Annotated in this window: 11 protein-coding genes and 2 pseudogenes; 7 read left to right on the top strand and 6 right to left on the bottom strand. The window is 62.9% G+C overall.

What is annotated here, in order from left to right; translation table 11 throughout:
• Nucleotides 1-59 precede the first annotated feature (59 nt).
• The 3 genes and pseudogenes from CDOO_RS00845 to CDOO_RS00835 all read left to right on the top strand — a co-directional run bounded on the left by CDOO_RS00845 (nucleotide 60) and on the right by CDOO_RS00835 (nucleotide 2,015).
• Nucleotides 60-1,028 (top strand): IS481 family transposase, encoded by a 969-nt coding sequence (locus CDOO_RS00845; protein ID WP_081610415.1) that lies wholly within the window; start codon nucleotides 60-62, stop codon nucleotides 1,026-1,028.
• 86 nt (nucleotides 1,029-1,114) lie between these two features.
• Nucleotides 1,115-1,253: pseudogene (locus tag CDOO_RS14225) on the top strand (IS982 family transposase); the annotation flags it as partial.
• Nucleotides 1,254-1,304: 51 nt separating this feature from the next.
• Nucleotides 1,305-2,015 (top strand): IS6-like element IS1628 family transposase, encoded by a 711-nt coding sequence (locus CDOO_RS00835; RefSeq protein WP_011069225.1) that lies wholly within the window; start codon nucleotides 1,305-1,307, stop codon nucleotides 2,013-2,015.
• On the opposite strand, the gene CDOO_RS13780 is transcribed toward CDOO_RS00835, so the two are convergent.
• Nucleotides 1,926-3,326, bottom strand: coding sequence for a hypothetical protein (locus tag CDOO_RS13780; RefSeq protein ID WP_155861398.1), 1,401 nt, complete (start codon nucleotides 3,324-3,326; stop codon nucleotides 1,926-1,928). The two genes, CDOO_RS00835 and CDOO_RS13780, sit on opposite strands and share 90 nt — an antisense overlap.
• Before the next feature lie 468 nt (nucleotides 3,327-3,794).
• On the opposite strand from CDOO_RS13780, the gene CDOO_RS00820 reads away from it, so the two are divergent.
• The 3 genes from CDOO_RS00820 (at nucleotide 3,795) to CDOO_RS00805 (ending at nucleotide 6,951) form a co-directional block, all read left to right on the top strand.
• Nucleotides 3,795-4,706, top strand: a complete 912-nt coding sequence (locus tag CDOO_RS00820) for a DNA processing protein DprA (RefSeq protein ID WP_018022973.1) — start codon at nucleotides 3,795-3,797, stop codon at nucleotides 4,704-4,706.
• Between the two features lie 116 nt (nucleotides 4,707-4,822).
• Entirely contained in the window at nucleotides 4,823-5,530 is a 708-nt protein-coding gene (locus tag CDOO_RS14165; protein ID WP_018022974.1) for a ComF family protein, read from the top strand.
• A 1,181-nt stretch (nucleotides 5,531-6,711) separates the two neighbouring features.
• Nucleotides 6,712-6,951 (top strand): hypothetical protein, encoded by a 240-nt coding sequence (locus tag CDOO_RS00805; protein WP_018022976.1) that lies wholly within the window; start codon nucleotides 6,712-6,714, stop codon nucleotides 6,949-6,951.
• Nucleotides 6,952-7,111: 160 nt separating this feature from the next.
• Here CDOO_RS00805 and CDOO_RS00800 read toward each other — a convergent pair whose 3' ends face one another.
• Together CDOO_RS00800 and CDOO_RS14075 are read right to left on the bottom strand one after the other, a co-directional pair.
• Entirely contained in the window at nucleotides 7,112-8,179 is a 1,068-nt protein-coding gene (locus tag CDOO_RS00800) for a recombinase family protein (RefSeq protein ID WP_026159502.1), read from the bottom strand.
• Nucleotides 8,180-8,704: 525 nt separating this feature from the next.
• Nucleotides 8,705-9,001: pseudogene (locus CDOO_RS14075) on the bottom strand (transposase); the annotation flags it as partial.
• On the opposite strand from CDOO_RS14075, the gene CDOO_RS00790 reads away from it, so the two are divergent.
• Complete coding sequence (locus tag CDOO_RS00790) at nucleotides 8,916-9,599, top strand: HAD-IC family P-type ATPase (protein ID WP_020384695.1); 684 nt, start codon at nucleotides 8,916-8,918, stop codon at nucleotides 9,597-9,599. The pseudogene CDOO_RS14075 and the gene CDOO_RS00790 overlap by 86 nt on opposite strands.
• Nucleotides 9,600-9,628: 29 nt before the next feature.
• Here CDOO_RS00790 and CDOO_RS00785 read toward each other — a convergent pair whose 3' ends face one another.
• Genes CDOO_RS00785 through CDOO_RS00775 form a run of 3 tightly spaced genes read right to left on the bottom strand, consistent with a single transcriptional unit; the run spans nucleotide 9,629 to nucleotide 12,800 of the window.
• Nucleotides 9,629-10,282: an HAD family hydrolase gene (locus tag CDOO_RS00785; RefSeq protein WP_018022980.1), complete on the bottom strand. Its 654-nt coding sequence runs from the start codon at nucleotides 10,280-10,282 to the stop codon at nucleotides 9,629-9,631.
• Nucleotides 10,283-10,293: 11 nt separating this feature from the next.
• Nucleotides 10,294-11,457: an ABC transporter ATP-binding protein gene (locus CDOO_RS00780; protein WP_020384697.1), complete on the bottom strand. Its 1,164-nt coding sequence runs from the start codon at nucleotides 11,455-11,457 to the stop codon at nucleotides 10,294-10,296.
• A complete protein-coding gene (locus tag CDOO_RS00775; protein WP_081610408.1) occupies nucleotides 11,454-12,800 on the bottom strand; it encodes an extracellular solute-binding protein in 1,347 nt (448 codons plus the stop codon). The genes CDOO_RS00780 and CDOO_RS00775 overlap by 4 nt, the downstream gene beginning before the upstream one ends.
• Nucleotides 12,801-12,822: the final 22 nt, after the last annotated feature.

Here is a 12,822-nt window from a genome sequence, read left to right as displayed (position 1 = left end):
GGGGAGAACCTCCGGGCTTAGTGGAGATATCTGACGTCTTCACGACCACGGAGGTTCTCGTGTCTCACGCTAATGCTCGTTTGACTGTTCATGGTCGCCGTTTGATCATCGATCGTGCCCGGCAGGGGTGGCCGCAAGCGCATATCGCTACGGCGATGGGGGTGTCCCGCCGGTGTGTGCAACGGTGGATCCGCCGCTACCGAGAAGAGGGCGAGGCGGGTCTGGCTGACCGGTCTTCGCGTCCCGCGAGCATGCCGACCAAGACGCCGGCCGAGGTCGAACAGATGGTGGTGGAACTGCGGCGCGAGGAGCGTCTGAGCCGGGACGACATCGCCACCCGGTTGGGTGTATCGCCGCGGACGGTGTCACGCATCCTGACCCGGCATGGGATGCCCAGGCTGTGGGAGCTGGATCCGATCACTGGTGAGCAGATCCGCGCTTCCAAGCAGACCACGACCCGGTACGAGCGTGACCGTCCTGGCGAACTGGTGCACATGGACGTGAAAAAGCTCGGGCGTATCCCCGACGGCGGCGGCTGGCGAGCCCACGGGCGGGCAGCGACCAACCCGGGCAAGAACAAGCGTCCCAAGGTCGGATACGACTACGTGCACTCACTGATTGATGACCATTCCCGACTGGCGTACTCGGAGGTTCTGCCCGATGAGAAGGGCGCCACATGCGCGGCGTTTCTGGAGCGAGCGCTGGCATATTTCGCCGCGCACGGCATCGCTCGGGTCGAACGGCTGTTGACCGACAACGCTTGGGCATACCGGTTCTCGCTCCGGCACATCTGCGCGGCCTATGGCATCCGTCAAAAGTTCATCAAACCCCATTGCCCCTGGCAGAACGGCAAAGTCGAACGCTTCAACCGCACTCTGCAAACCGAGTGGGCCTACCGGCACGTCTTCACCAGCAACGACGAACGCATCGCAGCACTTGCGCCCTGGCTCGAGCACTACAACAATGAACGACGCCACTGGGCACTCGGAGGCCATCCTCCCATCAGCCGACTGCGACCAACGTCCTGACCGGGTACATCTAGATGAGTGAGTCCGATTGGCTGTGAACGGCGTGGAGGCTGTTAATCGTTGGCAGAGGGTGTTAAGCCCAATGTGTGAATACCGACCTCAACACCCTCCTGATCACACTTTACGTCCATCTCGATGACCGGATCCTGCCCGCGATCGGCTTCACCCGGGACCACCACCCCGGTCGCAAGCCCGCGTTGAACGATGTCGAGCTGCTGTGTCGGTGCTGTTGCAAAGTTGGGGCAGTAGGAAGACCGGCGTGGAATAATCAGGTCCATGGGCATCTTCTCCGGTCGGCAGTTCCCTCGTGAAATCATCCTGTGGGCGGTGCGGTGGTACTGCCGCTACGGCGTGAGCTATCGCGACCTCGAAGAGATGATGACCGAGCGGGGAGTGCCGGTCGATCACACCACGATCTACCGCTGGGTCCAGAAATATGCTCCTGAGCTGGATAAGAAGACCCGGTGGTATCGGCAAGTTCCTGACTGGCAGGCCAGGTCCTGGCGGGTGGATGAGACCTATATCCGGGTCGGGGGAAAGTGGTGCTACCTCTATCGGGCAATCACCGCAGGTGGCCAGACCCTGGACTTCTACCTCTCACCAAAACGCAACGTCGCGGCAGCGAAGCGTTTCCTGGCGAAGACGCTGCGGTCGAATAAATCGGCAGGCTATCCGCGGGTGATCAGCACCGACAAGGCCCCCTCACTCGCCAGGGCAATCTCTGAGCTGAAGGCGGAAGGCGTCTGTCCATCGACGGTCGAGCATCGTCGGGTGAAATACCTCAACAACGTCATTGAAGGCGATCATGGCCGGTTAAAGCGGATCCTGGGGCCGAAAGGAGCATTCAAAAACCAAACGTCTGCCTACCGGACGTTGAAAGGGATGGAAGCGATGCACTCATTGCGGAAGGGGCAGGGCACGATGTTTGCCTATGGTCACCCGAATCCGGATGCAGTGATTGTTAGCCGGGTATTCGAGACGGCCTGACAACACAGGCACATAGCGTTGATCACACAATAAAAACGGAGCTTTCTTGGCTCCCGCCCCAAGTTGCAACAGCACCGAGAAGATGCCCATGGCTGTGATTATTTCACGCAGGTCTTCCTGTCGCCCGAACTTTGCAACAGCACCAGAAAGCTGCCCTACGGGCAGATGGGTATGCAGTACGGGGAGAGACAGCAGCTCCCGCAGGGTCTTCTGGACATCCCCGACGGTCAGCCGACGGTAGTGAGGATTGCTGGGGTGAGCCCATGCCGGAGCGGCCGCGGTCTTGGGGGAGTGGGTTCGGCGTGCGTGGGGCGGCACGGTCAGATCGCGCACGGAGGCCGCGCGTGTCTGGTACAGGCGAGTACGGATCCACGCGACGGCGCGCTCCAGGCGGTTCAGGTGGCGTCCACGCGCCCGCTGGCGCATCCAGCCGGCTGCGATCAGGGCGGCGACCAGGTTGCTGACCTGACCGGCGAGGGTGGTGTCGCTCAGTTGGTCTGTGCGACGGCCTGTCCAGGTGCCGCCGCGGGCAATGCGCTCGGAGACCATCTCGGCCGCGCGACGCCCGATGCTCCGGTTCGAGGCAGTGACGTGGTGGCCGGTGCCGTGATCCGCGTAGGAGGCTAGAGCTTTCAGGAGCCAGGGAAGATGCTGTCGCCCGATCCGCGCTGCTCGCGGGTGCTGGACTACTGCAGGGTCTTCCAGGACGCCCTCGACCCATCTGTGGGGACCCTGCCAACGGTCACGTGGTGCTGCGGGGGCAGGCAGAGGCAGTGAGTGGCCAGGGTGTCGTGGGACGTGCTGCTCGGCCCAGGCGGCGACCTCGCTGGTGGCTTCGTCGGTCGCCACGAGAACCTCGGTCAGCCGCTCCGCCTGCTCTTCGGGAGGCAGGGCTTCGGGGATGCCATACCACCGGCGGACCATCGTGCCCGTGCCGGCTTCCGTCTGGATGCGCGGCAGGATCTCTCCCTCCAGGACGGCCTGGCGGTGGGCCAGGGCGACCGCCTCCGCAGATGGGGACTGTGTAGTGCTGTAGTGCTGTAGCCGTGTAGTGCTGTAGCCGTCGGCTACAGGGTCGTCATCTGGATTTTGGTATGAAAAAGCCCAGGTAAAGCCATGTTCCTTGCCAAACGTTGCAGTCGGCAGGAGAGTACGGCTATCCTGGGAATCAGCGAATTGCACTGCTGTTCCCTTCATTTTGGAGGGATCTTGAGAAACAGTTGGCGCTGTTTCTCGTTGAGACTTGAACCCCTGGTTGTGGTAGCCGGGGGTTTTCTCATTCCCGCGATGTGCGCGGGGCGAGCCCTCCATGTGAAATTTTTCTTGGATCCGCGCTCAGGCGGTGGGTGGGGCGTCGGGTTCGGGGCCTCCTCTGGATCACATGGATGTAATTAGGCTCCATTGTGGCACACGACTGTGTGCTACAACGGTGCCCGTGCCCGCCGTGAAAATCTGGCGGCGGACAGTCCGGGCATGACACCCGTCGTGGGGAAAAGGACGCCTGATAGATCGCCGGGTGTGTTTCCTGTATTCATCCGCGGGCTTCCCCTTGGATATACTCCCAAAGAGGGGGAAAACGGGTGTTGTGCCCGTGTAGGGGAGGGGAGAAAAACCAGCCCCAAGCAGGGTGTCAGGTGTTGGCAGCACCTTACGGTGAGGCCATGCGCGCGACCCCAGCCGCCGCCCCGCATTCCACTCGGTGACCACCATCAAGACCAGGCCACCGTCCTGGGCCTATAGTCCTCACTGCGCTATTAGCGGATGGCTACGATATGAACCATGAACGCTACGGACTCCTTCACCGCTTACGCGGGAGACGATGACACCCTGATCGGTGTTATTGCTGCTGTCCGAGCACCTTCACGACTGTCCCACCCCGCCCGAGTAGATCTTCTACTTGCCCAGGGATTGGATGCGCTGCTGGAGGAACTTTTCGGCAACACCCTTATTCATCCTGAGCGGGATGCAGCTTTGGCGGACGCAGCTCAGGATCTGCAGGCCTGGCGAGGGCAGGGCTACCAGGTCACCAGCATCCTGGACCCCACCTACCCTCACCACCTGCGGGGCGTGCACGAGGCACCTGCCCTGCTATTCAGCGTCGGCCAGCTGCATCCCGACGACAACGGTGTCAGCGTCGTCGGCTCTCGTGATGCTTCTCCAGGACAACTGCAGGCAGCCCGTGACATCGCCACGGCTTTGGTCCGCCGGGGTCTCACGGTGGTTTCGGGCCTGGCGTCGGGAATCGATACGGCAGCGCATTCCGCTGCCCTGGCGGCTGGTGGTCGAACCGTCGCGGTCATGGGGACCGGCCTGAATCACACGTACCCGGCAGCGAACCGAGCACTGCGCCAGCGCATTGAGGAGACCGGCTTGGTCGTTTCCCAGTTCCTGCCGGAACAGACAGGCTCCAGGGCTTCGTTCCCTATGCGTAATGCGGTGATGTCCGGCTACGGTCGCGCCACGATTGTGGTGGGGGCAAGCGAGAAGTCCGGTACCCGTCATCAGGCGAAGGCCGCGGTCGGGCACTCTCGTGGCCTGATCCTCACCCCTCAGGTTGCTACGCAGACCAGCTGGGGCCGCGACTACGTCGATTCTGGGCTGGCTGAGGTGGCGCGTGGTCCAGAGGACGCGGTGGATCTTGTGTCGAAGATCATCGACACCGCGGATGCCGGTGCTCGGCTGTTTGCATGAGTACCGGTCCTGACTTCGGTGGGCAGGTGTCCCGGTACTTAGCGTCACTGACCCATCTGCATAGCGCCAACGGGCATAATCTTCCTGTCTGCAGCATCTGTCGGGGACCCACTGGGGTGAAAGACGACGCCGGTGAGCATTGGCCTACCTGTCTCCCCTGCAGACAGCATCGGTACACCCTCGGAATCGACTACGGGGAGTTGGCTGATTCGACAGGGTTTATCATCTATGCCCTCAAGTACGCCGACGGTTCCAGAGATCAGTCTCTGCGGGACATGCACCAGTACAAGATTCTTTCCCCATCCTGGGGCAGTAGGCCAGCAATTTCTGAGGAGGGGCAGCGTATCCGCACGCTGCTGTACGTCACGCTGCGGGACCATCTGCCGCGGCTTGAGGAAAGCGCGGGCCCAGTGGACTTGATCACCCAGGTCCCCTCCACGAGCACGGATCCAGGACGAGACCCCCAGGCGCTGGCGGCAGCCATTGAATCTGCGGTCAAAAAGCTCCCCGGACTAGCGCCGTATCAGGGCGTGCTTGGGGTAGGGCAGAGCGACTCTGGCACATCCCGATCGCTAGACCCCGGTAGGTTTCCCGTCACAGATCCTGACTCGGTCGCTGGGCGGCATGTTCTCCTCGTGGAGGACACCTGGGTGACGGGGGCAAGTGTTCAGTCGGCGGCGGTGTCCCTGCGTCGGGCTGGAGCAGCTCGTGTCACGGTGCTGTGTGTGGCGCGCATGCTGAGAGAAGAGTGGAAGGCAGGGAACTATCTGACGTCGCGCTACGCGGAGTTTCCCCCGCCGGCTCCGCATTTCCCCGTGTTCTGACGAAGACCAGGGGATGGAAGGAAGAACCCTCGAGGTGCCCTTCGAAGGCGCGGCCCCTCACGCCAACGATGCGTCTGCCGTAAGTGATCTCGTGGGTGAATCCACCGGCGAGCTTCGGGCGTTGGGGCGGGTGAGAAATCCGTCTGGTGGGGTGTCGTGCGGCCGTAGTGTTCTTGACGCCGACGGGGCCCGTGACATGTGGGTGCCGATGATGGGGATCGGACCGACTGAAACCAAGATGATCACCCTGGGGGCAGGGCAGCGTAGGGGGTTGGCCCCGACGCCTACGACGCGTCCGGCCGGCATGCTCACCGGTGGGTGAATCCGCGGGGAGCAGAGGCGGGAAACAACCGAGGAAAACCCCGGAAGAAAACCTCGGAGGAAACCCCGCCAGACAACCACAACCACCCACCCACGCCACGCGCCGCAGGCGGGTACTTGGGGACACCGGCACGCACAGTCGACGAGGAACGAGGAGACTGCTGCGCCGGCACGTCCCCAACCCGCCAAGCCGGACACATCGGCAGCCCACAGTTGGGGCGCCCGGACGACTGGGAGCGCGGACACGACGAAGCATTCCGAACACCTGCAGGAATCAAGACGCGACCGACCCCAGACGTCAGCCCCAACAAGGGAACCGATGTGCCCGGACCCCGACCGACAAAGACACCCACGCACAGACCCGCCGCGAAGCAAGGAATGTTCTGTGTGTTGGTGTCCAGGAGGGAGGGGTAGTCGGCCGTGTTTTGGGGTGGTGGTTGGTACAGTCCACGGCTTGTTTGTGCTGGTAGGGGCGTTGCGCGGGTGGGAACTGGCTGTACCGGGGGGTGGTACAGCGGGTGGTACAGTTCTCCGTCCATATTTACGTATTGATTTAGACACATTTTGATGTATCTCTGTATCGCTGGAGCGTGCTGTTTTCAGGACTCATATCCGATGCAGAAAAACCGCCCACACGTTCGACCGTTTTCGGTCTCATGTCAGAGGCGCCTCGTAGGGTGAATCGCACACCGTTTTTCGACTCTGGGCGACGTCCATGAAGCACACTTTTTCAGCCATCGTCGCGGCCGCCCTGGCCCTCGCCGGCGCCCCGGAATCGCCACCGCTGCGTTGCCGTTCGGCTCACCTTCTTCACTGCCGTCTACGGCGTCGGCCAAGGCCCCGAGCAATGCATCCGCACCGTGATTGAATCCAGCCTCATCCACGATGGATACACTGCGGATCTCGGGCCCTCCCGCATCGCCCTGCAGAGCCTCACCGCACCCACCCAAGCGGAGCACGACGTCACGAACAGCCAGCTGCACGCAGCCGGCATGGCCAGAGGTTCGGGAAGTCCGCAGCACCCCACAGGAAAGAAGGACGCCGTTGCTGTGAGCCACGGCCCGCCCACCACGCCGTACATGGGCTACTTCTTCGACTAAACCCACCCCGCTGGTGCCACCCTCGAACGCTAGGCATCAGCAGCGTTTGAAACCTAGTTGAACGGGAATCAGAGCAGTCGTGGTTGTAGACGGCCGGGCAGGAGGGTGCCCACCATTTCGTCACAGTTACCGCCCTCCCTGCAAAGCCTCCAGATTCCCCTCATGATGTGCCCTTGAAGTGTCTCTCCAGTGCCCGGTACAGGGTCGATCTGCCCACCCCTAGATCCTTGGCAATCGAGACCTTCGATTCGCCGGCGTCAGCACGCGCCTGCGCCTGCTCTACTTGTGCCGCAGTGAGCGACCTTCGGCGGCCCTTGTACTTGCCGGCCTTCTTCGCCAGCGCGATGCCCTCCGCCTGGCGCTCACGGATGATGGCACGCTCGAACTCGGCGAACGAGCCGAGGATGCCAAGCATGAGGGTGGCGCGAGGATCAGAAGCCCCCTTCGCAAAGGTCAGATTCTCCTTGACGAAGTGCACTGTGGCGCCCTTCTCGGTGGCCTGGTCGATGATGGTGCGAAGATCCACTAGAGAACGGGCGAGACGGTCGATGGACGCGACCCGGAGCTCGTCATGGTCTCGGAGGTAGTCGAGACAGCGTTCCAGGCCGGGGCGGTCGGAGCGTGAGCGAGCGGAGAGCTCGTCACGGAATTCCTTGTCCACGGGGCCGACCACCTCTCGCTGCCGGGCTAGATTCTGGTCGGTGCTGGACACGCGAAGGTAGGAGAAGCGCTGCCCCTTCGGAGTCGACACTGGCACCTCTCGTGTCGGTGCCGGCGTCGGAACTTTGTCGGCTGGGGCTTCCGAGCCCTCCCCCGAGGTGGGCTTCTCCTCTCGGTGCCATTCGGGGACAGTCCAGCCGATGCTTGCTCCGCCGTCGAAAAGGATGTCTTTGGTGGGGAAGTCCTGTACCTCGGTCCAGGTGTTGTCTCCGATGTAGAGCTTGGCTTTGGTGACGAGCTTGTACACCCGCTGGATGTGGAGGCGTCCCTGAGGTTGTCCGAGCAGGTCCTGCCAGGTGGCGTGTCTCGGGTTTGCTGAGTGCTGCTCGAAGCGCTGCCCACCGTCATCCAGGATCTGATCGGTGGGGACCGTCTCAACGGTGGCGGACCATGAGCGCCCGTAGTTGGCGGGGCGGCGGATCTTGGTGGTGTTCTTGGACTTGCGGATGATCTGGATGCGCGCCTCCGGGCGGCCATTCGGATCAAGCAGTGTTCCAATCCTGCTCATGAAGACCTCCACCGTCCCGTTAGAGTCATTGACCTTAACAAGAAGTGTATCAGAATCACCGATTGGGACTTGGTGGGACAGGGCGTTGAGGTCTAGGTCCACTGTCCCGTTGGGGTATGCCCTAAAAAGACACACATAAAGCGCGGCCGATGCAAGTAGCGTAGGAGGCGGCAAGCCCCGTAACCTGGGGCACCATCAGGGATGTGCTCTCCCACCTGGGTTGGCTCCCCTGAACAAGAAAAACGACCTCCGAAGGTCCTAAGCTCCGAAGGTCGTCGAGCGTCGAAAGACACTCCTAATGCTCAGCTAGGCAAACCAGCTGTGCACCTGGGTAATTGTCCCAGCAAAGTCGTGAGTCACCGACATCCCAAGCACAAGGATGGTGGCCACGACCTTCCTCTTCTCTGGACCAGGACGTTGCTCCTGGTCACTACTGTGACGGCACTCCAGGTCAAGTCCTTTTGGGTGGTGTATCCGCCAGCGGTTGACTCAGCGATGAACTGACCGCTGACGGAACAGGATTCCTTACGCCACCAGAGCCTCCTGACCGTCACCGACAACGACGCCGACGCCGACGCCGTCAGCTGCCCGGGCCTTCGCCAGCATCTCCGCCGTCGAGGACAGCACCGCCAGAGGCATGTACCGACGCTGCTGCATCCAGTCCTCATACTGCTCAGCCAGCACTGCCCCGACCAACCGGACCACCGAAACACGGTCAGGGAAGATCCCCACGACATTGGTCCGCCGGCGGATCTCCTTGTTCAACCGCTCCGTCGGATTGTTGGACCACACCTTCGTCCACCCCGGCTTCGGGAACGCGGTACACATCGGCATCGACGGCAGGTACGCCGGTTCTGTACTGCTCGCCGACGAAATCAGGCCGACCTCCTCCCAGGCTGTCGCCGACCTGCACGACGAAGGCGTGCGCACCATCATGATCACCGGCGACTCCGCCGGGACGGCCCTCGCCGTCGGCAGGGCGGTGGGCGTCACCGACGTTCGCGCCGACCTGCTCCCCGAGGACAAGACCACTGTGATCGACCGCGAACGGGCCGCAGGCCACCGGTTGGTGATGGTCGGCGACGGGGTCAATGACGCCCCGGCGCTGGCGAAAGCTGACGTGGGAATCGCCATGGGAGGGGGAACAGACATCGCCCGGGAAAGCTCCGACGTCATTCTCGTCAGCTCCGACCCCCGCGATCTGGTCACCACCCTGCGCACGGCCCGGCGGGCACACCGGATCGTGACGTTCAACTTCATCGGGACCGTGACTGTCGACCTGGCAGGAATCGTACTGGCGGCGTCCGGACTGCTCAGCCCGGTGGTCGCCGCCTTCGTCCATGTCGGGTCGGAGACGGCGTTCATCCTCAACTCTGCGCGGCTGATACCCGGGCGGCAGCGTCGAACTTCTCCGCGGTGAGGGGCAGTCGGTTGCGCCCCGCCATTCAGTCAGGACGGTGTGCGCGCCGTCATGCCCCTCCGCTCCGACGCCAGACAGGGTCGCACGTCCACAGCGTCCATACCTGCCCTCCGCGCAGCTTCGAGCCCTTCATCACTGTCCTCGTAGACCAGGCACTTCTCCGCCGGGACACCCAGCAGCTCCGACGCCCGCAGAAACAGTGCCGGATCCGGCTTTCCGCAGGACACGTCGTCCCGGGTGACAACTGCCGAGAACAAGTGTCCTATCTCCCACATGTCGATCGTGTGGAGCACGGTGCGCCGGGGTCCTCCGGTGGCTACAGCGACAGGAGCACCACCCTGCAAGCGGCGGATCACTGAAGCGACCGGGGCAACCGGTGCAACATCGGCGACAACACGGAGGAAGAATTCGTCCCTGGACTCGACAACCCTCGGGACGTCAATGCGCCTTCCCACCTCTTCAGCAGCCGCCGTGGCCATCTCTCCCGCCGAAAGCCCGTGGCGCGCAATGTACCATTCCCAGCTGATGTCGACGCCGACAAGCCTGAGCGCACTGCTGACGGCAGAGTAGTTCGCCCTGTGACTGTCCGCGACTGTTCCGTCCCAGTCGAAGATGTAGGCCGAGTATCCCGGACGGTACAGGGCATCCCTGTCGCGGGGAGCTGTGACCCTGACACCTCTCATGTCCTCCCCTTTCACCTGTCTGCGTCGATCCGTATACCGGTTTCCGCGTCAAACACATGAAGTGCACCACGGCTCCAGGACGCCGACATCCGGTCACCCTCGCTCACTGAGGCGTCAGCCGTCATCCTCGCTGACAGGGTGCCACCGGCGACGTCACCATTGCGGCTCAGGCGGACAATCTGGCTGCCACCTTCGTAGGAGACCGCAGTGACCGTCACCCCGATGACCCGGTCGCGACTGTCTCCGGGAGTGCCCAACCGGAGATCGTCAGGCCGGATACCGACGCGGAACCGGTCCCTTCCCCTGAGAACGGGCATCCCTCCGAGCTCCTCCAGGGGAACTCCCTCAAGAAAACCACCTGTGCAGTACCCGTCTCTGACCCGCACTTCGGCCAGGTTCATCGGCGGTGTACCGATGAAACCTGCCACGAAAGCGGTAGTCGGACGCGAATACAGCTCACGGGGTGTACCGATCTGCTCAATCCTCCCACGGTGAATCACCGCCACCCTGTCAGCGACGGCAAAGGCATCCTGCTGGTCGTGCGTGACATGGATAGACGTGGCCCCGCTGCTGCGCAACAGTGTCGCTATCTCCTCCCGGAGGACGAGGTGGAGCTGCGCATCCATCCCGGACAGGGGCTCGTCCAGCAGAACCACCCCTGCCTGGCGTGCCAGTGCACGGGCCAGAGCAACGCGCTGCCGCTGTCCCCCGGACATTTCGCGGGGACGGCGGCCCAGCAGTTCGGTGATCTGCAGACGCTGCGCCACCGCGCGGGCTCGTAGCTCGGCATCTCCCCTGGTCATGCCGAGACCGTGAACAAGCCCCAGGGTGATGTTACGGAGCGCGTCCAGATGCGGGTAGAGGGCGAAGTTCTGGAAGACGATGGCGACGTCACGACGGTGAGGCGGCAGGCCCTGTTGTGGGACGCCACCAATGGTGATCTCGCCGGAGTCGATCTCCTCCAGCCCTGCGACAGCTCGCAGGAACGTCGACTTCCCGGAGCCGGACGGGCCGAGAAGTACCAGTGACTCACCCGGAATAACGTCCAGATCGACGTGGTCGAGAGCAGTGACCTCTCCGAATGTCCTGGTCAGTCCGTGGACACGGATACTCTTGGCGTGGTCCCCTCCCGTGGTGGATTCCTGTTCCTGCACTGCTCCGGCGAAGGATGTCACTGCTGAGTCACCCCGTTGATCTTCTTCACGGCGTCAGAGACCGCTTCGTCGACAGACCTTCCCTGATCGGTCATCTGCTGGACCATGTCCTGGAGCGTCTGGTTCACCCTTCCCATGGACTGTCCCGGCCAGCCGCCGCCAGCACTCGGCGTCCCCTCGTACTTCCATGCGTACCCTAGCGGGCTGTCGTAGTCGGCATCCTGCCTGAGCATGTCCTGGGCTGCGGTGTCAACAGGAATGTAGCTGTTCTCCCGTGCGCTGCTTGCAATCACCTGCGGATCCAGCATGTCGCTGATCATCTCGCTCGAGTACGCGGCCCGGCAGGCGTCATCGGAGAGCACCATCCACCCGTTGCCCCCTGCCGGGAGGTTGGCGGTACCACCGTCCGGCACCGGCATGTCGGACACTGTCCAGTCGAAACTGTCACCCACCGCCTTCTTCACTGTCGCGGCCACTGCCGGTGTCCCGAAGAAGTAGGCGACCTGGCCGCTGCTGAATTCCTTGATCGAATCCTGCCAGGACACCGGATTCTGCAGTCCCTTCTCCCCGATGGTCCGGTAGATCTCCAGCGCCTCGCGTCCCTGCGGGGTGTCGAACCCGGCCGTCCCGTCATCGTTGACATACCGGGCACCGTTGCTCTGGATGAAGGCCTGGACGAACCCCCAGGCGATGGTGTCACGCGGAATCTGGACAGGTTTCTTTCCCGTCTTCTCCTTGATCTTCTCCGCATCGCTGATCACCTGGCTGTGGGTGGTCGGCAGCTCGTCGATTCCGGCCTGCCCGGCCATCGTCGTGTTGGTGAAGAGAACCGGAACCGAGATCTGGAACGGGGCTACGTAGGTGGTCCCGTTGATTGTGCCGACATCCAGGAAGTTCTTGCGGTAGCTGTCCTTGAGCACTGAGGTGTCGAGAGGTCGGGGACTGTAGTTGTCTACCCAGAACCTGAGCTGGTCAAGCCCCAGCATGATGACGTCCGGGCGCGACCCTGCCTGAATGTCCGCGACAACCTGCTGCGTGAGTTCGTCGTAGCTGGTGCCCTCCGGGGCAGCCCTGAGTTCCACGGTGAGTCCCGGATACTTCTTCTCCAGCTGTTCTTTGGCCATTTCAGCGCCCTGCCGACCCTGGCTGGCAAATACGGCGGTGAGTGTCACACCGGACGGGTCGCAGGAGGACACGTCGGCCTGTTCCGCCGGGGCAGCGACTTCCCCTGATCCGGAGCAGGAGGTGAGCGCAGCGAGCGAGGTCGCTGTGAGCAGTGCTGCGCCGAGGCTCCGGCCTCGGAGCCTGCGACGGGTGGTTGAAGATGTGGAGGTCAGACGGGTGGTTGAAGATGTGGAGGTCATTGGTCCTGCCTTTTCTGTCTGG

Source organism: Corynebacterium doosanense CAU 212 = DSM 45436, from assembly GCF_000767055.1.
GTDB lineage: Bacteria > Actinomycetota > Actinomycetes > Mycobacteriales > Mycobacteriaceae > Corynebacterium > Corynebacterium doosanense.
Note: the sequence above shows the minus strand (reverse complement) of the source record. Positions and strands in the feature narration are given on the sequence as shown.